This window comes from Desulfoluna spongiiphila, from assembly GCF_900101345.1.
Classification (GTDB): domain Bacteria; phylum Desulfobacterota; class Desulfobacteria; order Desulfobacterales; family Desulfolunaceae; genus Desulfoluna; species Desulfoluna spongiiphila.
In genome coordinates, this window is record NZ_FMUX01000012.1 from 84,096 (window position 1) to 103,020 (window position 18,925).

15 protein-coding genes are annotated in these 18,925 nt (G+C 59.0%); 9 read left to right on the forward strand and 6 right to left on the reverse strand.

What is annotated here, in order from left to right; all coding sequences use genetic code 11:
• Window positions 1-111: 111 nt before the first annotated feature.
• The 6 genes from metG to BLQ12_RS16245 all read right to left on the reverse strand — a co-directional run bounded on the left by metG (window position 112) and on the right by BLQ12_RS16245 (window position 7,724).
• Window positions 112-2,040: a methionine--tRNA ligase gene (gene metG, locus BLQ12_RS16220; protein WP_092212108.1), complete on the reverse strand. Its 1,929-nt coding sequence runs from the start codon at window positions 2,038-2,040 to the stop codon at window positions 112-114.
• Window positions 2,041-2,196: 156 nt separating this feature from the next.
• On the reverse strand, window positions 2,197-3,006 hold the full coding sequence (locus BLQ12_RS16225; RefSeq protein ID WP_092211936.1) for a PSP1 domain-containing protein: 810 nt from the start codon (window positions 3,004-3,006) through the stop codon (window positions 2,197-2,199).
• A gap of 144 nt (window positions 3,007-3,150) precedes the next feature.
• A complete protein-coding gene (gene holB / locus BLQ12_RS16230) occupies window positions 3,151-4,167 on the reverse strand; it encodes a DNA polymerase III subunit delta' (protein ID WP_092211938.1) in 1,017 nt (338 codons plus the stop codon).
• Window positions 4,168-4,372: 205 nt separating this feature from the next.
• On the reverse strand, window positions 4,373-4,648 hold the full coding sequence (locus tag BLQ12_RS16235) for an HU family DNA-binding protein (protein WP_092211940.1): 276 nt from the start codon (window positions 4,646-4,648) through the stop codon (window positions 4,373-4,375).
• Window positions 4,649-4,853: 205 nt separating this feature from the next.
• A complete protein-coding gene (gene nusG, locus BLQ12_RS16240) occupies window positions 4,854-5,372 on the reverse strand; it encodes a transcription termination/antitermination protein NusG (protein ID WP_092211942.1) in 519 nt (172 codons plus the stop codon).
• An 84-nt stretch (window positions 5,373-5,456) separates the two neighbouring features.
• Window positions 5,457-7,724 (reverse strand): LPS-assembly protein LptD, encoded by a 2,268-nt coding sequence (locus BLQ12_RS16245; protein WP_092211944.1) that lies wholly within the window; start codon window positions 7,722-7,724, stop codon window positions 5,457-5,459.
• A 461-nt stretch (window positions 7,725-8,185) separates the two neighbouring features.
• On the opposite strand from BLQ12_RS16245, the gene tmk reads away from it, so the two are divergent.
• The 9 genes from tmk (at window position 8,186) to BLQ12_RS16290 (ending at window position 18,915) form a co-directional block, all read left to right on the forward strand.
• Window positions 8,186-8,830 (forward strand): dTMP kinase, encoded by a 645-nt coding sequence (gene tmk, locus BLQ12_RS16250; protein ID WP_092211946.1) that lies wholly within the window; start codon window positions 8,186-8,188, stop codon window positions 8,828-8,830.
• The gene (locus BLQ12_RS16255; protein ID WP_226860180.1) at window positions 8,827-11,142 is read left to right on the forward strand and encodes a cysteine synthase; all 2,316 of its coding nucleotides are present in this window, start codon (window positions 8,827-8,829) and stop codon (window positions 11,140-11,142) included. Before tmk ends, BLQ12_RS16255 begins: the two co-directional genes overlap by 4 nt.
• A 59-nt stretch (window positions 11,143-11,201) precedes the next feature.
• A complete protein-coding gene (locus BLQ12_RS16260) occupies window positions 11,202-12,134 on the forward strand; it encodes a hypothetical protein (RefSeq protein WP_092211948.1) in 933 nt (310 codons plus the stop codon).
• 176 nt (window positions 12,135-12,310) lie between these two features.
• Window positions 12,311-12,499 (forward strand): ATP-binding protein, encoded by a 189-nt coding sequence (locus BLQ12_RS16265; protein WP_092211950.1) that lies wholly within the window; start codon window positions 12,311-12,313, stop codon window positions 12,497-12,499.
• Window positions 12,500-12,714: 215 nt separating this feature from the next.
• A complete protein-coding gene (locus tag BLQ12_RS16270; RefSeq protein WP_092211952.1) occupies window positions 12,715-13,047 on the forward strand; it encodes a hypothetical protein in 333 nt (110 codons plus the stop codon).
• Window positions 13,048-13,211: 164 nt separating this feature from the next.
• Entirely contained in the window at window positions 13,212-14,894 is a 1,683-nt protein-coding gene (locus BLQ12_RS16275) for a ribonuclease J (protein WP_092211954.1), read from the forward strand.
• Between the two features lie 6 nt (window positions 14,895-14,900).
• Window positions 14,901-17,123, forward strand: a complete 2,223-nt coding sequence (locus tag BLQ12_RS16280) for a DNA translocase FtsK (protein WP_092211956.1) — start codon at window positions 14,901-14,903, stop codon at window positions 17,121-17,123.
• 217 nt (window positions 17,124-17,340) lie between these two features.
• Window positions 17,341-17,997: a class I SAM-dependent methyltransferase gene (locus BLQ12_RS16285; RefSeq protein WP_092211958.1), complete on the forward strand. Its 657-nt coding sequence runs from the start codon at window positions 17,341-17,343 to the stop codon at window positions 17,995-17,997.
• Window positions 17,998-18,489: 492 nt separating this feature from the next.
• Window positions 18,490-18,915 carry a DUF2231 domain-containing protein gene (locus tag BLQ12_RS16290; RefSeq protein WP_092211960.1) on the forward strand — a complete coding sequence of 142 codons (426 nt, stop codon included), beginning with the start codon at window positions 18,490-18,492 and terminating at the stop codon, window positions 18,913-18,915.
• Window positions 18,916-18,925: the final 10 nt, after the last annotated feature.

Here is an 18,925-nt window from a genome sequence, read left to right on the forward strand (position 1 = left end):
GTGTCGTGGTGTTTACAGTCGCCCCAAAACCAAGGAATACGTAGGGCAGTCAGCAAGCCGGGCTGTCACGGTATTCAGGGCCCTGCCCCCAACGGGGACAGGGCTGAATGGCTACTTAACGGGTGTGCCCGGTTTCATCCCCTCCACGGCAAAGGTGGCAAGGGAAAAGTTTTTGCGCTTTGTGGCGGCAAGGAGCATGCCCTGGGACTCCACCCCCATGAGGGTGGCCGGGGCGAGGTTGGCCACCACCACCACCTGGGTGCCCTTGAGTTCTTCCGGGGCGTAGCTTTTGGCGATGCCGGCCACGATGGTCCGGGGGGTGCCTTCTCCCAAGTCCACGGTGACCTTGAGGAGCTTGTTGGCCTTGGGGATGGGCTCCGCATCAAGGACCGTGCCCACGCGCAGGTCAAGGTTCTGGAAATCGTCGTAGCTGATCTCGGGCTTCAAGGGTGTTGCCAGGGCCTTTTTGGCCGGAGCGGGTTTTTCCTGGGCCTTCTCAAAGGCCTTGAGGTCAATGCGGGGGAACAGGGCCTTGACCTTGGTGATGGCTCCACCCGAGGGGAGGGTGCCCCAGGTCTCAAAGGAGGAGAGGGCCATGGGGGTGTCCCCGGCGCCCAGGTGTTCCAGCATGGTTTTAGCTGTGCCCGGCATGACCGGAGCGATGAGGCCCGCCACCACGCGGAGGCCTTCCAGCAGGTTGTACATCACCGTTTTCAGGCGCGGGGCCTGGGCTTCGTCCTTGGCCAGGTCCCAGGGGGCGGTCTCGTCCACGTATTTGTTCATGCGGCTGATAAAGCCCCAGATCCCTTTCAGGGCCCGGTCAAAGGCAAAAAGAGGCATCTCGGTGCGGAAGGCTTCTATGGCCGCTGCAGCGTCCTCGGCCAGGGAGATCTCTCCCATGAGGGCGGCATCGGGCTCGGGGACCACCCCGCCGAAGTACTTGAAGCTCATGGCAACCACGCGGGAGAAGAGGTTCCCCAGGTCGTTGGCCAGGTCGTAGTTGATGCGCTTGACGATGGCCTCTTCCGAGAAGTTGGAGTCGTGGCCGAAGGCCATGTCCCGCATGAGGAAGAACCGGTAAGCGTCCACCCCGTAGGTCTCCAGCAGGTAGTCGGGGCTTGCCACGTTGCCGAGGCTTTTGGACATCTTGGCGTCGCCCATGTTCCAGAACCCGTGGACGTTCAGGGTGTTGAAGGGGGCGAGGCCTGCAGCCTTGAGCATGGTGGGCCAGTAGATGGCATGGGTCTTGAGGATGTCCTTGGCCACGATGTGCTGCACCTTGGGCCAGAAGGTGGCGAACTTGTCGTCGTCGGGGTAGCCCAGGGCCGAGACGTAGTTGAGGAGGGCGTCGAACCAGACATAGGTGACGTAGTCCTCGTCAAAGGGGAGGGTGATACCCCAGGTGAGGCGCGTCTTGGGCCGGGAGATACAAAGATCTTCCAGGGGCTCCTTTAAAAAGGAGAGCACCTCGTTGCGGTACTGCTTGGGCCGGATGAAGTCGGGGTTGGCCTCGATGTAATCGATGAGCCACTGCTGGTACTTGCCCATGCGGAAGAAGTAGTTGGACTCCTTGATGCGTTTGGGCTCTTTTTTGTGGTCCGGGCATTTTCCGTCCACCAGCTCGCGCTCCAGATAGAAACGCTCGCATCCCACGCAGTAGAGACCCTCATACTCCGAAAAGTAAATGTCCCCGTTGTCGTAGATCTTCTGGAGCATGTCGGCCACCACCTTTTTGTGGCTCTCATCGGTGGTGCGGATAAAGTGGTCGTTTTCAACGGAGAGTTTCGGCCAGAGGTTCTTGAAGAGGGCGCTGATTTCATCGGCGTACTCTTTGGGACTGCACCCGTTGGCCTCGGCGGCTTCGGCAATCTTGTCCCCGTGCTCGTCGGTGCCGGTGAGGAAAAAGGTCTCGGCGCCGAGCATTTTGTGGAACCGGCTCACCACGTCGGCTGCGATGGTGGTGTAGGCATGACCCAGGTGGGGCTTGGCGTTGACGTAGTAGATGGGCGTGGTGATATAAAAAGGATCGGTCTGGTTCATGGATCTCATCTCTAAGTTGGTTCTGTTCAGGGTCGTGCCCATGGAACGACGGCCGGTGGTCGCCAATTCCGGCTTCGCAAGGGGGCCACAGCCCCTGCCGGGACCGAAAACGGTCCGGCCGGGGGCATTAAAGGGGCCCTTGACGGGTCAGGCTTATTATCCTTTGGGCTTATCCAGTTTGACGTTGTCCAGGTCGGCTTCGTACTCGCCGCCCTCATCAAGCCGCACGGTGAGACGGTTGCAGATGACATTGTGACGAATCACCTTGCCTCGGCCCTTGTCCGTTGTGACGAATTTACCCACCTTGGGATAGCGTTCTTTAAGCTTTTTGTAGGTGGCGTCTTCAAAGGTCAGGCAGCACATGAGCCGCCCGCAGAGACCGGATATTTTGGTGGGGTTGAGGGACAACCCCTGTTCCTTGGCCATCTTGATGGAGACAGGCTCGAATTTTTCGATGAAGGACGAGCAGCAGATCTCACGGCCGCATCGCCCCAGGCCGCCACACATTTTGGCCTGGTTTCGGATGCCCACCTGCCGCATTTCGATGCGCAGGCGGAACTGGCGGACAAGGATCTTGACCAGCTCACGGAAGTCCACGCGGCCGTCGGCCGTGAAGAAAAAGGTGAGCTTGCTGGCGTCAAAGGTGCTTTCCACGGCAAAAAGGTTCATCTCCAGGCCGAGTTTATCCACCTGCTGCTGGCAGAAATCGTGGGCCTCGGTTTCCAGGAGAATGTTCTTTTCCCGTTGCCGGACGTCCTCCTCCGTTGCCAGGCGAAACACCTTTTTTAGCGGGCTGCCGGTCTCTTTTTTTTCGAGGGGTTCCGGCGGGGTGGCCACCACCCCTAAGCCGAGGCCCTGCTCGGTGGTGACGATCACCTTGTCGCCCACGTTGAGGACATAGGGACCGCTGTTGAAATCGTATATTTTTCCGGCGGGTTTGAACCGAATGCCGACTACTTTTTCCATAGGTCTGTGCCACACTGCTTGGGTGAAAAAGGGCTGCTCGTCGCATCTGTATGCGAAAAGCACGTATGCCCCTTTTGCACGGCGTAAGAAGGCTTTTCAGGCCTGCCGCGTCAAAGGGGCACGACAAAGGGAAACCGGGAATGGTCAGCTCTGCATCAGCTTTAACGCCATCACTTCCAGGGTGTGCCGCAACACGGTGTTGCCTTCGATGCGCTGAAGGGTGTCTCGAACCGTATCGGCCATGGCGGTGAGGCGCGACATGTCAAATCGAGCCGCATCGGCTTCCAGCTGCGGCATAAGATCGCGGTTTACAACGCGCTCAGGGTCTATCCTGCAGACCATCAGGTCGTGGAGGTAGTGCCCGATGAGGGAGAGGGACCGGATGGCCTTCTCCTTATCCCGACCCAGGACCTCGGCAAAGGCCAGGGCGTGGGACAGGTCCCCTCGTCCCGGCAGGGGAAGGGCCGTAAAAAGCCAGTTGCGCTGTGCCAGCCAGGCGTCCACGCCGCCCTTGCCCGAGATCATCTCACGGGCCCTGGCAAAGCTGCCGTCGCTCAAGGCCGCCACCGTTTCGGCCTGCTGGTGCGGCAGGTCGCTTTCTGCCATGAGGCAGCGCACCACGGTCTCTTGTTCAAGGGGCCGAAAGGCGATGAGCTGGCAGCGAGACAGGACCGTGGGCAAAAGCTCCGAAGGCTGGCAGGTGGTCAGGACAAAAAACGTCCCGGCCGGGGGCTCTTCCAGTACCTTTAAAAGCGCGTTGGCCGCTTCGCGGTTCATGCGGCCCGCTTCCCGGATGACAATGACCCGATGGGTTGCCTCCAGGGGTTTTGCAAGCAGAGTATTGCATAGATCACGGATCTGCGCAATCTTGATATGGGCGCCGTCCGGCTCGATAACCCGGATATCCGGGTGGATTCCGGCTTCAATTTTCCGGCAGCTTCGGCAGGTGCCGCAGCGAAGGGAGAAGAAGGGGTGGGCAGGCGGCTCCGAAGGTGCTGTGGGGCCTTGGCAGTTGAGGCTTTGGGCCAGGGTGAGCGCCGCTTCGGCTTTGCCGGTTCCGGCCGGGCCGGAGAAGAGCAGGGCGTGGGGAAGGGTCTCGTGTTGTGTCATGGACAGGAGGCTGGAAAGGGGCTGCTCCTGTTCTCGAAAGTGTTCAAGCATAGAATTGTGCCACCTGTGTGGATGATGACGCGGGGTGTCCGGGTGGGGCGTCTTTTTAGCCAAAAAAAAAGCACGTGACTCGGGACGGCTTTGAGGCGGTTGCCTGTGCTTGCCGTCCCGGCAGTGCCTTGACAGTCCCGACGGATGTCGGGGACACCGCCGAGCCGTTATCGGCGGGCGGTGCCATACCCGGAAAAAGGAGGCGTTAGTAGTCCACGCGTTCCTTGAGCTCCTTGCCACACTTGAAGAACGGCAGCTTCTTGGGGCTGATGAGAACTTTGTCACCGGTTTTCGGGTTGCGGCCGGTGTAGCTCTTGTACTCTTTGACGTAAAATGAACAGAGGCCGCGGATTTCTACGCGGTCTCCCCGGGTCAGGGCATCGGTCATTGAATCGAAAAAGATCTGAACAACCTCCGCAGCTTCCGCTTTGGAGATATTGGCTTCGTTTTTCAGTGTGGAGATCAGCTCCAGTTTATTCATACATCCTCCTTAGAATACTAAGACTTATCTTTCAATCTTGACGCCACGCAGGCGTTGCATCGCTCTTAAATAAACGTAAATCCATAGCAAGTCAAGGGGTTATGGAGAAGTTTTGAGCGGTTTGTGGAAAAAAGTGAAATCGCCGGGTTTTCAGGGGGCCCCGGGGGACGGAGCCGGGGCGGTCGCAGGGTGCGATGCCCCGGATTTACGGGACGCGCTCGATGTCCGTATCGGCGACGTGGACCGCTGCGGACTGGCCCAGGATATCGATGTTGACGATGACGCGGCCCTGGCCGAGGTGCTTGGCAAAGATGCCGGTGATTCCCTCAAAGGGCCCCCGGGTGACGATGACCGCCTCCCCTTCCAGGAAGGCTGCGGAGGTGAAGATCTCTTCTCCTGCGGAGACCATGATCTGAAGGGAAGAGAGGGAGTCCTCCGGGATGGGTACCGGTCCCCGGGTGCTGCCCAGGACACGGACCACGCCCAGGGTCTTGAGGATGGAAAGATGATTTTCAGGGGTGAGCCCTGCCTTGACAAAGACGTAACCGGGAAAGAGGGGGACATCGAGAACCACGCGGCGGTCCTTTCTCTTGCTCGGCTTTTTCATTTTGGGAAGGAAGGTCTCAAAGGATTTTTTGGTCAGGTTGTCGAAAACCACATTTTCAAAACGACTCCGCGTGTGAAGGGCGTACCACATCTCTTCCGTCGGGGTGATAATCGTCATGGGAAGATCCTCAAAAGGGTGTCATGGTTTGGTGTGCCTGGCCCCCGGAGTCCCGGGCGGCCAGAACACAGTGTTTGGTACCGCTTAATTGGCATCGTAGCTGCTGTCAAACCCGCCTAAGCCCGTAAGCTCGACGCCGAAGACGATTTTTGTGTCGTCGGTGGAGTCTTCATACCGGGTGAACAGGGCCCAGCATGAGGAGGTGTAGGTGAGGCCGACTGATTTCTTGATGTCTTCGCTCTCCTCAAGGTCCCGTTCGTAGTCGCAGTCAAGGGTGATGCGGTCGAAGATGTCCATCTTCAATCTGGCCACAAGGCTGTCCGTGGACTCGTAACTTGACGATGCGGGGATGCCGAGGCTCTCGTGGATGCTCTCCAGGGGGTCCCGTTTCTTTCGGTGGCTGATGCTGAAGAGCTTGGTCTCTTCCGTTCCCAGGATCAGGGCGCTGTTCTGGGTGAGCATTTCGGACTCGTACCAGCTCCAGGTGCCGTCAAATTTGAAATAGAGGTTCATGACAGGGTTGAAGATAAGCTCTGCGTAAAAGGGCCTGAACGGCTCCTTGGTGAGGCCGTTGCGCCACTGGGACGGGTCTGTTTCCCGGTCCTCCTGAATGTCCCAGGTCTGGGAGATGGTCGCGGTGAGGAGGTCGCGGTAGACGGGGAGGCTCTCCCCGTTTTTCTTTGAGGTCAGGATCGAGTCCAGTTTCAGGGTGATCTGGTTTTTGCCGTCCAGCTCGTCCACGGTGTCGAAGGTGGGGTACTCGGTGTCGTCCAGGCGTTCCTGCCAGTCGTAGGTCAGGGTCGGCTTGAGGCGGTGACGGGCCTTGTCGGCCCAGTCGGCGTCCGTGTTGAAGATCTTGTAAAACTCCGTGGAGATGTCCGTGGTGAACTCGGGGACAGCGGTGGAGTGGGTGCCGGAAAACGCGCTGGCTGAGTCCTCGGTGTCGATGTCCCACCAGAGGCCGCGGACGCCTGCGCTGGGGTCCACGGAGAAGGCGCCGACCTTAAAGGGCATGTAGACTTTGGGCAGGATGTAGGTGCGCTCCCCGTCGTAGAGGGAGCTGGTGAGGTCCTGGCGGTAAAAGCTGGTGGCCCCGCCTGTCATGGACATCTGAAAGGGCGAGGTGCCCAGGGCGCTTCGGGACTGGCTCACGGTGAGGGAGGGGAGCTGCTGGAGGGTGGAATCCTCCGTGTCCTGGGAGCGGGCCACGACGTCATCGTTCCAGATGCCCGAAAGGCTGGCGGTAAACGCGTTGGTGGTCTTGGACACGGAGAGTTTGTTGGTCCTTACCGTGTCGGTGTGGTCTTCGATGGTGCGGCCCATGTACTCTTCCATGTCGTCCTGGGTGGCGTCAAAGCCCCCGGGGCCGTCTTTGAACTCCCGCAGGTAATCCTGGTCGCTGACCCAGTCCAGGTCGAGCTTGGCCTTGAAGCCCCCGGGGAGTTCCTGGTCGGCTTTGCCGCGGAACCAGTACCGGTCCGTGTTGGTGCGGTCCGGGGAGCCGTCGTAGCCGTAGTCGGAGTTCTCGCTGGTGCCGTCGTCGATCTTGCGGTCGTTGAGGCCCTCGGCGGAAAAGATGCCCTTGGACAGGGCGCTTGCCATGTACCGGAATTCGACGCCCCCGCGGGTGCCCCGCTCGGTCATGTGGTTGGCGTAGACGGTGGCGTCCATGCTGTCGCCCAGGGTAACGAACAGGGGCTGGATGATGTCAAGTCCCTTGCGGGAGGAGTACCCCACCAGGGGGGCCAATAGGCCTGTCTGCCGCTTGATCTTGACGGGGAACAGGAGAAAGGGGGTGTAGACCACCGGGACACCGGCGGTTTTCAGCATCACGTGATGGGCCGTGCCGTAGCCTTCCACGGTGATGTCGAACTTGCGCCCGGTGATGGCCCAGTCCGGGTTTTCCCCGTCACAGGTGGTGACGGTGACTCGTTCGGCCGTGTACCGGTTCTCCCCGCGTTTTTCAAGGGTTTCACCCCGGATCCACAGGTTTCGGCTCTTGATGAAGACGGTGCCGTTGGTGATGGTGCCTTCCTTGCTCTCCATGGCGTAGGTGACGGTGTCGGCGGTGACCACGTCTTCTTCGGAGGTGAGACGTACGTTGCCTTCGGCCTCTGCGGTGCCGTCCTGGATATGGTAGGTCACGTGATCTGCGACCAGGGTGACGGCACCGTCGGTGACCAGGACGTTGCCTTCGGCGATATAAACCCCTTTGGCTGCGTCATGGGCCAGGCTGTCTGCGGTGATGTTCACCGGGGATTGGCCCGATGTCGGGGCGGCAGAGGCGGGTGTAACCGTGAAGAGAAGGATGCTTAGCAGGAGAAACCATGTGAATCTGTGCGGAAAGACCATGTTAAAGCGTGCCTGTGTCGTCTGTCACCCCAATGGATGGGGGGTTGGGTTGAGGTCTCCGGCCGGTGGCGGCTCAGGTGGCCCCGGCGGACCTGACGCGTATGGCGACCGGTCGACGTCGAGGCGTCGAAGAACAAGTGTGGCTTTGATTTTTCCCGGGCCATCACGTATGATGCGATCGAAAAAAGTCACCGTGCGGATCGCACCCTGCGCCGTTCTTTATGGTCAAGAGGGTGCAGACGCGATGGCGCCGGAGACAGAACGTGAGGGAGCGCATGCCGTTGCCTGTTGTGTCGGTCCGGAGCCTGCCCGCGCCAAGGCGTGCAGGGGGCTTTGCGAAGCCACCCGAGTTATAAACCCCGAATGCCCTGAAAAGTCAAGCTGAACATGGCTCGGGGCCGGGACGATACATGCCCAGTTGCGTGGAAACGAAGCCATCGGAAACGAGTTGAGGAACGACTATGCTGATTACCCTTGAAGGGATTGAAGGCTCGGGAAAGAGCACTCAGATAAAACGGATTACGGCCCACCTTGAAAAAAAAGGGCGCCGGTGTGTTACCACCCGGGAACCCGGAGACACGTCCATCGGGAAGAAGATCCGGGCGATTCTCCTCGACCCGGAGAACAGTGAACTCACGTCCCTTGCGGAGCTTTTTCTTTATGCTGCCGACCGCGCCCAGCACCTGGGTGAGCGGGTCCTTCCCCATCTGTCGGCAGGGGACGTGGTGGTGAGTGATCGGTTTTTCGATGCCACCACCGCCTACCAGGGGTATGCCCGGGGCCTGGACCTTGAGGTGATTGAAAAGATCCATACCATGGTGCTCAAAGGGCTGCGGCCCGACTTGACCCTGCTCCTGGATCTGCCCCCCGAGGTGGGTCTGGGGCGGGCCATCTCCGCCATTGAGTCCGGGGACCGCACCGTTGACGAGTCCCGATTCGAGCAGGAGGCCCTGGCTTTTCACGAGAAGGTTAGGGCAGGCTACCTGGCCCTGGCCCACCGGGAGCCCGAGCGGTTTGTGGTTATTGATGCCACCGTCTCCCCCGATGAGGTGACCGACGCCATTACGCGGGCCATTGACGATCGCCTGGCCCGGAACAAGGGATGAAAAGAGCTGAGACCATGACAACCCATACGATACTGGACGCCATCGGCAACACCCCCCTTGTGGAGGTGACGCGACTGAACCCCAACCCCCGTGTGCGCATCCTTGCCAAGCTCGAGTATGTCAACCCCGGCGGTTCAATCAAGGACCGCGCCGCCCTGTCCATGATCGAGTATGGGGAGAAGACCGGGGAACTGACCCCGGATAAAACGGTCATCGAAGCCACCAGCGGCAACACCGGCATCGGTTTGGCCATGGTTTGCTCGGTGAAGGGGTATCGGTTGAAGCTTGCCATGAGCGAAGCGGTGAGCGAAGAGCGCCAGAAGATCCTGAGGGCACGCGGGGCCGAGATCGTCTTGACCCCGGGCCATCTGGGTACGGACGGGGCCATTGATGAGGTCACCCGGCTGGTGGCTGAACACCCGGAGGCCTATTACCGCAGCAACCAGTACAGCTCCCCTGCCAACTGGATGGCCCATTACCATGGGACCGGCCCCGAGATCTGGGCGCAGTGTGACGGCCTGGTGGACTGCGTGGTGGCCTCCATGGGCACCACCGGGACCCTCATGGGGCTCTCCCGGCGCATGAAAGAGTACCGGGACGGGATTCGTATCGTGGGGGTTGAGCCCTACCTCGGCCATGGCATCCAGGGCCTCAAGAATATGAAGGAGGCCAACGAGCCTCCGATTTATGAACGCCGTCGCCTGGACGCCAAGGTCAACGTCGAAGACGACGAGGCCTTTGAGATGACCCGCAGGCTCGCCGCGGAAGAGGGCCTTTTTGTGGGCATGAGCAGCGGGGCGGCCATGGTGGCCGCCGTGAAGGAAGCCGAGTCCATGGAATCGGGCACCGTGGTGGTGGTCCTGCCCGACGGGGGGGAGCGCTATCTCTCCACCCATCTTTTTTCGGTGAAGGACAAACCCGGGCCCATGCTCTACAACACGCGTACCGGACGCCGGGAGGTGTTTGCCCCCAGGGATCCCGGGGTGGTGACCCTCTACTCCTGCGGCCCCACGGTCCATCAGCGCATGGATCTTTCCCTCATGCGACGGTTCCTTTTTTCGGATCTTCTCAGCCGTTACCTGAGTTACCGGGGGTTTTCTGTGCGTCACGTCATCAACATCACCGATCTTGACGACAAGACCATCGCCGGAGCCGCAGAAAAAGGGGTGCCCCTGGCCGAGTTCACCCGGTACTGGATCGATCTGTTCCACAAAGACCTGGCCGCCCTGACCATCAAGGCCCCTGAGGCCTGCCCCAAGGTGAGCGATCATGTGGACAAGATGGTGGATGTCACCGAAGAGCTCCTTAAAAAGGGCGTGGCCTACGAGAAACTCCGGTCTGTCTATTTTGACATTTCCCAGGTGGAATCCTACGGGCGGATGTCCGGGGTGGACTTGGAGAAAATTCGCCTGGGCGCCACCGTGGACCTTGATGAATATGAAAAAGAAAACCCCCGGGATTTTACCCTTTTTAAACGCACCCGGGGCCGGGAGCGGGAGATGGGCGTGAGCATCGCCACGCGGTGGGGGCGGGTGCGTCCCTCGCTGCATGTGCAGTGCGCAGCCATCTCCATGGCGTTTCTGGGGGGCGGTTTTGACATCCACACCAGCAGCCGGGAGCTTTTGTTTCCCCACCATGAAAACGAAGAGGCCATTGCCCGGGCCCTTACCGGCGACCCCCTTGCCCGGTTCTGGCTCCACTGCGACCGGGTTCTGGTCCACGGCCGGAAGATAGAGGGCAGCGGCTCCCGGATGACCTTGGAGGAGATCCGGGATCTGGGCTTTGACGGACGGGTTCTGCGATACTGGCTTCTCTCCGGCCACTACCGAAAGCCCCTGCATTTTTCTTCTGACCGTCTGGAAGAGGCGGCCAAGGCCCTTGCCAAGATCGATGCCTGCATCAAGGCCTTGATGAACCGGGAGTCGGGGCGCCCCTTCACCGATCTGGACCAGGTGGTCTACGACATTCGGCGGGGCCTTATCGACGCCATGGATGACGACCTCAATGTCTCGCGTACCCTGGCGGTGATCTTCCGGGCCATCCGGCGGATCAACGCGTTGCTGGGGGAGGGGTGGATCGATGCGGACGGCGCCAAGGAGCTCCTTAAGATATTCCGGGATGTGGATCAGGTCCTCGGGGTCTTTGATTTTGCCGAAGGCAAGGGGGCGTGCCGTGACGAGGTGGCGTCCCTTCTGGCCGAGCGGTCCGAGGCCAGGGAAAACGGTGCGTGGGAACGGGCCGATGCCCTGCGCGAGCGGCTGGAGGCCATGGGCGTCACCGTCCGTGATGCCCGTGCCGCAGGGAACGCCTGAACACGGCCCGAAGACACTCTTGCGCACACCTTTAAATACAGGACAAGGGAGCAACCAGAATGATGCGTGTACGATACTTTCCCCATACCCATATGAGCGATGCCGTTGCCGATGTGCTGACGCACCTGTTTGAAGACGTGGTCGTGACCAAGGCCTCCAGCCACGATCCCGTGCCCGAAGGGGTGACGGCCCTTGGGCCGTCATCTGAAGAGGAGGCGCGTTTAAGTGCCCTTCTGGCCGACTGGCGGCGCTTCAGCGGGATCCACGGGGAGGATGCGGCCACCTACGCCCGGGGCCTGGGGCAACGGGTGGATCCGGTGGACGAGATGCTGACCACCCAGATCAAAAGCGAGCTTCAGCGCCAGGTGAAAGGAGATCCGGTGCGGGACGAGGGCACCGATGCCGCCACGACGGCCCGGGCCCTTCTCAGTCTGGCCGCCGAATACGACCTGAGAAACCGGGACCTTGACCGTGACCTGGCACGGATTGACGCCATGCAGCAGTCGATTCTGGACACCCTGAAAGGGGAGGCCATGGAGGTGCCCGAGATGCCGGCCCCTGACGAGGCTTCCGGCGAGGTGAAAATGATGAGGCGCCTGTCTGCCTGGGCGACCCTGTTCACAGGGGAGGGTGACATCTGCCCGGATCGTCTCTTTGTTACCACGAGCCGGGAGGCCCTTGAGCTTGTGGAAGAGCATGGCTGCGCCTCCCTTGAAGAGCTCGGGGTGTTTGGCGGCGAACGCCTGGACAGCGTTCTCCTGGCGGCTTTGCTTGCCGGTGATGCCTCCGGGGCGTCCTTGAAAAAAGGGGCCGACGCAGGTGGTGGGCCCGTCACGGTCAGGATATGTATTGCTCGAGGTGAACACCCGTATGCTCTTTTTAACCGGTTTGCTTGCGGAACAAATGTTTCTCCCGGGGTGTCCTCTGTTCAACCGTCTAAAATAAAAGAAAATATATTGTTTGTCTTGGTTGATTCTGTTGCCCGGAGCTAGTGATTGGTTGGGGGGCTTTTCATGGATGCTACTTTTTTAAAAACCATGTTGACAGCCCCTGAAAAATATATAATGAATAGATCTGACTTCGACAGGACAGATTATTCTCAGGCGTTTTCAGCCTGATTTTAGTTTGGGTGAGAATATAACTGAATATTTTTTAAGGAGGCTTTAAGATGGGTTTCGAACCTAAAGTAGATGTTGCCAAGTGCACCGGTTGCGAAGAGTGTGTAGACGTATGCCCCACTGAGGTATTTGAGATGAAGGACGGCAAGTCCGCCGCTTCTAACGCTGAAGAGTGCCTCGGCTGCGAAAGCTGCGTTGAAGTGTGCGAATCTGACGCGATTACTGTTGAAGAAAACTAGTTGATGTTTTTTTCATAAATCCCCGACGCGCTCCGGTGCTGTCGGGGATTTTTTTTCCCGCCTCTTTCAGACTCGCCTCTCAAATCCTCTTTTGAAAACACATGGTTTTGTGCTTTCGGTGCGGGCAGTGGTTCAACAACCACCTTGCCCGGGCAAGCAATTTGTGATACGTCGTTTTTTTATACATATCTCTTAAAAGTGGAATCGTTTGGTTTATGAAACAGTATGTCATTGATGAACTGAGACCCGAGGATTACGACAAGATCAAGGCCTGGCTTGACGACAATCTGGAGCAGTCGCAACTGGGAGACCTTTACTGGCTTCCCCTGGACGACGCCCTGCTCAATGACGTGCAGCGGGAACATACCGGCTGTGCGCCCCATGTTTTTGCCCTGGAGCTTGGGCCGGCAAGCCTTTCATGTGAACTGCTTGTCAGGACACGGAAAAAAGTCACCTGCTCCTGCATCGGCTACGCCACAGACCGGCAGTTCCTCTGGTTGGTGGGGCGTGTGGATGCCGTATTTAAAGCTGCCGGGGTCCTCAACTGATCGGCAGAGCTTCCCTGAACATCCATTGTCCACACACCGCCCACGGCACTCCGGGCAAGGCGAGATGCTTATACGGTGGACAATCCATTACATATTGTATATCGATAGCCATTATTAGACGTTTAACGAGATCATCAATCAACATCACGAGACTGGGTGAATAGATGGAACACAACGAATCACCGGAAGGCGACAAGGCCTTAAAAATCATTCCCCTGGGAGGCCTGGGCGAGATCGGGCTTAACATGATGGTGATCGAGTACGGTGGTGACGCGATCATCATCGATGCCGGATTGATGTTCCCGGAAGATTACATGCTCGGGATCGATATTGTGATTCCGTCCATGGATTACATCAAACAGAACGCCTCACGCATTCTGGCGGTGATCCTGACCCATGCACACGAAGACCATATCGGTGCCCTGCCCTACCTTTTAAAAGAGGTGGACATCCCGGTGTACGGCACCTCCTTTACCCTGGGCGTGGTCCGCAGGAAACTCGAAGAGCAGGCCGGCCTGGGGTCCTCTTCCCTGAACGTGTTCCACGCAGGGGAGCTGCTCCGCATCGGGCCCTTTGAAGTGGATCCCATCCGGGTAAGCCATTCCACCGTGGACGGGGTGGGGCTTGCCGTCCGGACACCCCGTGGCGTGATTGTCCATACCGGTGATTTCAAGATCAACCTGTCGGGCAAAGAGTCCACCATGACCGACGTCAACAGCTTTGCCCGGTATGGGGAAAAGGGCGTATTGGCCCTTTTGTCCGACTCCACCAACGTGGAGAAACATGGGTACACCATCTCCGACAGCGAGGTGGCGGACTCCCTGAGGCGCATCGCGTTTGATGCCGAAGGGCGCATTGTCGTGGCCCTTTTTGCCTCCAACGTGGCGCGTATCCAGCAGATCGTGGACATTGCCGAAATGAAGGGGTGCAAGGTGGTTTTCTGCGGCCGCTCCGTGGAGCTCACCGTGAAAATCGCCCGGGAACTGGGCTACCTCCAGATTCCTGCCGGCATGGAACTGGACATCCGGCGCAGCAACGATTTCCCGGCCAACCGCCTGATCCTTATCACCACGGGAAGCCAGGGAGAGCCCATGAGCGCCCTGGCCCGCATGGCCGCCGGCAACCACAAGCACATCAAGATCCGAAAAGACGACACCATTGTCTTTTCGTCCAAGATCATCCCGGGCAACGAGAAGGCCATCGCCGGGATCATCAACACCATCTATCGACTGGGCGCCAACGTGGTGTACGAAAAGACCGCACCGGTGCACGTCTCGGGCCATGCCCATCAGGAAGAGCTCAAGACCATGATGCACCTGACCCGGCCCCGGTACTTTATCCCCATCCACGGCGAGTACCGCCACCTGGTCCATCACTCCCGCCTGGCGCAGTCCGCAGGCATCCCCGAGGAGAATGTGGTCCTGGCCGAAAACGGGGACATCATCACCTTTGACGACGACGGCGCCCGCCTGGACGGCAAGGTGCCCACAGGGCGCGTGCTGGTGGACGGCAAAGGGGTGGGGGACGTGGGGCGCAGCGTCCTGAAAGAGCGTCAGATGCTGGCGGAAGACGGGCTGGTGGTGGTGACCATCGTGTTTGACGAAGAGACCGGGGTCATTGTGTACGGCCCGGAGATCGTCTCCAGAGGGTTTGTCTTCTGGACGGCCACGGGGCACCTCCTGGACGACGCCCAGTGCGTGATCCTGGAAGTGGTGGAGGAGATCGGCATGGACGCCCCCAACCGCACAGACCTCATCCGGTCCAAAATTCAAAAGGCGCTGCGCCAGTACTTTAACTTTACCATCAAGCGCCGACCCATCATTGTTCCCGTTATCATGGAGCTTTAGATTCGGATGCGAAAAGAGATCACCGGTACCCTGCTGTTTTTTCTTGTCGTGCTGACCTTGATCAGCCTGGTCTCCTACAACTGGACCGATCCATCCATCAACCATGCCGGTGGATCGGCCCATGTCAAGAACCTCTTCGGGCTCTTGGGGGCCCACATCGCCGGGTTTCTCATCGGCCTTGCCGGTATGGGGGCCTTCTGGATCCCTGTGCTCCTGCTCATTGCCAGCGTGCATTTTCTGAGCAACCGCGAGGGCAAGAGCCTCTATTTCATCACCGGCGGCGGGGTGATCCTGGTTTTTGCCACCGGGACTCTGCTTGCCATGGTCTCGGGGCTTGACTACTACATCCTCTTCGAGAACCGGTTCCCTGCAGGGGGGCTGGTGGGCACCGTCTTTAAAGGGGCACTCCTCAAGTACACCAACCTTACCGGCGGCCTCATCATCATTAGTGTGGCCATTTTTATCGGCCTGATTCTCTCCACCGGATTCTCCTTTATCGCTTTGTATCAGTTTTTGCGAGCCCGGCTGAAAAAGAGCCGGGAGCGCCGGGCCCAGCGCAAGGTGAAAAAAGAGCTGGAAAAAAGCGTGAAGACCGCACGGGTCAAAGAGAAGAAAGCCAACAGGAAGGTGGCCAAGAGCACCCCGGCCGAAACCTGTGAGGTGAAGATCAAAAGCGTCAAGCCCAAAAAAGCCCACACCGCCACCGTGGCCCAGCAGGCCGAGTTCAGCTTCATGAGCCCTGCAGGGGAGACCCAGGGGTACCGGCTGCCCACCATCTCCTTTCTCATGGACCCCGTGGAAGAGGAGGGGGCCGTCATCGATAACGAGAGCCTGCGCATGCTCTCGGTTCTCCTTGAGAAAAAACTCGAAGATTTCGGGGTGATGGGCAAGGTCTCCGAGGTGTCCCCCGGCCCTGTCATCACCACCTTCGAATACAAGCCTGCCCCCGGGGTGAAAATCAACAAGATCGTGAACCTGGCCGACGACCTGGCCCTTGCCCTGCGGGCCATCAGCATCCGTATCGTGGCCCCCATCCCCGGCAAGGACGCCATCGGCATCGAGGTGCCCAACGACGTTCGGAGCAAGGTCTGGTTCAAGGAGATCGTCACCTCCAGCAGCTTCATCAAATCCAAGTCCCCGCTGTGCATGTGCCTGGGCCACGACATCGTGGGCAACCCCATCTCCGCCGAGCTCAACAAGATGCCCCACCTTCTCATTGCCGGTGCCACCGGCGCGGGCAAGAGCGTGGGCTTAAACGTCATGATCTCCAGCCTCCTTTTCAAGTCCACCCCGGATGACGTGCGGATGATCATGGTGGATCCCAAGCGTATCGAACTCTCCGTCTATGACGGGATTCCCCATCTTATCACCCCGGTGGTCACGGACATGAAAAAGGCCACCAACGCCCTTTTCTGGGCCGTGCGGGAGATGGAGCGCCGCTATGAGCTCCTGGCCGAACACAAGGTGAGGAACATCGACCAGTTCAACAAGAAGGTGGAAAAGCTCGCCCAGGAGGCCAAAAAGGGGGCGCCTAAAAAAGCGGCGGCCGAAGGGGAAGAGGCCCCGGAGCCGCCTGAGAAGCTCCCCTTTATCGTGATCATCATCGACGAGCTGGCCGACCTGATGATGGTTGCCTCCCGGGATGTGGAGGTGGCCCTGACCCGCCTGGCCCAGATGGCCCGTGCCTCGGGCATCCACATCATTCTGGCCACCCAGCGGCCCAGTGTGGATGTTCTCACCGGTATCATCAAGGCGAACTTTCCCACGCGCATCTCTTTCCAGGTCTCCTCCAAGACCGATTCGCGGACCATCATCGACTCCAACGGGGCCGAAAACCTCCTCGGCATGGGGGACATGCTCTACCTGCCCCCGGGTACCGCAAAGCTCATGCGAATCCACGGGGCCTTTATCTCCGATGATGAGTTAAACGAGCTCATCAGTTTCTGGAAGGAGCAGCAGGGGCCGGGGTACGACACCTCCATCCTTGATACACCCCCTGAGGCCGCAGCCGCCGAGGGAGGCGATGAGGACTACGACGAAAAGTACGATGAAGCCGTGGCCCTTGTGACCCGTACCCGCCAGGCCTCCATCTCCAGCGTGCAGCGTCACCTGCGCATCGGGTACAACCGGGCCGCCCGCATCATCGAAGCCATGGAGCGCGACGGGGTCATCGGCCCTGCCGACGGATCCAAGTCCCGGGAAATCCTGGTGGCTTCCTACGACGAGTAGGACTTCCGGCGGTAAGGCGTGCCACCTTGAAAGCAGGCTGAGAATGCGTTTTGTCCCCTCGCTTTCCGGGTCAAATCACATTCGCCTTTAGAATGAAATTGAATCAAGAATTATTTTAAAACCTGTTTGTTAAACTTTTTAAAAGTTTAGCCCCCGGCAGGGCTGCCGGAGGCTTTTTTGTTTTTATTATCTGACATGTCAGGAAAGATGGTGTTGTATGGCTTTGAACAGATCATTGATCGACAGTGTAAAAGGTTTTTTGAGCCTTGAGGAGGGCACGCGCCTTTACACCATTGCCGCCGAGGCGGCAAAGATGGGACCCTGCCTTGAGATTGGCAGCTATTGCGGAAAATCCACCCTCTGGATTGGTGAGGCGTGCCGCGAGGCAGGAAGCGTTCTTTTTGCCGTGGACCATCACCGGGGGTCGGAAGAGCAGCAGAAAGGGGAGATGTTTTTCGACGCCGACCTCTGGGACCCCGCCGAAGAGAAAGTCGATACCTTTTCGGTGTTCAGAAACGTCCTGGACCGGGCCGAGCTCAACGACACCGTGGTTCCCCTGGTGTCAAAATCCACGGTGGCGGGACGCTTCTGGGCCACCCCCCTGAGCTTAGTCTTCATTGACGGCGGCCATACCTACGAGGCCGCCTACAACGATTATGCCTGCTGGGCCCGGCACGTGGTTCCCGGCGGTTACCTTTTGATCCATGACATCTACGACTCCATCGAAGAGGGGGGCCAGGCGCCTCACCATATCTACAAGATGGCCGTGGCCTCCGGACAGTTCGAGGTGCTGGAACGCACCGGTTCCTTAGGCGTTCTCAGGCGCTATCCCTGCGGCGTTCTCCCCTTGGATCTTCCTGAAAAAGACTATTAGCAACAGCTTCGTTCAACCCAGCCCCCGGCGGAGCTGCCGGGGGCAAATGGGGATGCCGTGGGAATGTGCGTGAAGCCGGAGGCGAAGCGGTCGGTTCATGCTAACGATCAGGGCTTGGCGCCCACACGGCGGCCCATGGTCCTCAGCGACTGCCCCTCCTTTTTCTGATGCCTCCCATGGCTGTGTGTCCGTCTATTGGTACGAAGGGTATTGCTCACCTGTGCTCACTCTGATAAACTATGTCCATCTTCGTAGGCCTTAGAGCCTTCGTTCCTTCCTTTCCGAGCCTCTGCGCCGCGTTCGTTTCCGACTCGCCACGTCCAATGTTTCATTCCTTGTTTATCTTTTCATGTGTGGGATGCCTGCAGGATATCCCTTTATCAATGCCCTGATCCGGGAAGCCGCCTTTGTGAGCGGACGGCCCGCATCGTCAGGCGGTGTCATTCCCCTTGGTTCCAGCCGTCACACAACCCAATCTGAGAGGTGGTTACGATGGTCGAGTTCATCTACGGTTTACTGGAGAGCGTCGGGTTTGCCCATCCCCTGCATCCCGCGGCAACCCATATTCCCATGGGGCTTGTGATGGGAGCCCTGATTTTTCGTATGGTGGCGATTTTTACGTCCATGAAAGAGCTGTCACGGACCGGGTATCATTGCGCTGTTCTTGGCTTGCTGGGCACCCCCCCCACGGTGGTCCTGGGGTGGATGGACTGGCAGTATCGCTATGGAGGGGAATGGGAGTTTCTTATCGGGCTTAAAATGGTGCTGGCCCTGACCCTTATGGTGATTCTTATTTTGATTGTTGCCCTGGATGATCCCGAGACTCCCCGCCTGGACCTTCGAAGTTTTTTGTATGTTCTGGGTATTGCAAATGTCATCGGGTTGGGCTTTTCCGGGGGTGAACTCATTTACGGTTGACGGAGGATGC

Bases quoted from the DNA above. Each gene is read 5' to 3' on its own strand.
- BLQ12_RS16260 (WP_092211948.1), top strand. From the start codon at position 11,202: ATGATGCGTGTACGATACTTTCCCCATACCCATATGAGCGATGCCGTT.
- metG (WP_092212108.1), bottom strand. From the start codon at position 2,040: ATGAACCAGACCGATCCTTTTTATATCACCACGCCCATCTACTACGTC.
- BLQ12_RS16270 (WP_092211952.1), top strand. From the start codon at position 12,715: ATGAAACAGTATGTCATTGATGAACTGAGACCCGAGGATTACGACAAG.
- holB (WP_092211938.1), bottom strand. From the start codon at position 4,167: ATGCTTGAACACTTTCGAGAACAGGAGCAGCCCCTTTCCAGCCTCCTG.
- nusG (WP_092211942.1), bottom strand. From the start codon at position 5,372: ATGACGATTATCACCCCGACGGAAGAGATGTGGTACGCCCTTCACACG.
- BLQ12_RS16245 (WP_092211944.1), bottom strand. From the start codon at position 7,724: ATGGTCTTTCCGCACAGATTCACATGGTTTCTCCTGCTAAGCATCCTT.
- BLQ12_RS16235 (WP_092211940.1), bottom strand. From the start codon at position 4,648: ATGAATAAACTGGAGCTGATCTCCACACTGAAAAACGAAGCCAATATC.
- BLQ12_RS16285 (WP_092211958.1), top strand. From the start codon at position 17,341: ATGGCTTTGAACAGATCATTGATCGACAGTGTAAAAGGTTTTTTGAGC.
- BLQ12_RS16290 (WP_092211960.1), top strand. From the start codon at position 18,490: ATGGTCGAGTTCATCTACGGTTTACTGGAGAGCGTCGGGTTTGCCCAT.
- BLQ12_RS16265 (WP_092211950.1), top strand. From the start codon at position 12,311: ATGGGTTTCGAACCTAAAGTAGATGTTGCCAAGTGCACCGGTTGCGAA.
- BLQ12_RS16280 (WP_092211956.1), top strand. From the start codon at position 14,901: ATGCGAAAAGAGATCACCGGTACCCTGCTGTTTTTTCTTGTCGTGCTG.
- BLQ12_RS16225 (WP_092211936.1), bottom strand. From the start codon at position 3,006: ATGGAAAAAGTAGTCGGCATTCGGTTCAAACCCGCCGGAAAAATATAC.
- BLQ12_RS16275 (WP_092211954.1), top strand. From the start codon at position 13,212: ATGGAACACAACGAATCACCGGAAGGCGACAAGGCCTTAAAAATCATT.
- tmk (WP_092211946.1), top strand. From the start codon at position 8,186: ATGCTGATTACCCTTGAAGGGATTGAAGGCTCGGGAAAGAGCACTCAG.
- BLQ12_RS16255 (WP_226860180.1), top strand. From the start codon at position 8,827: ATGAAAAGAGCTGAGACCATGACAACCCATACGATACTGGACGCCATC.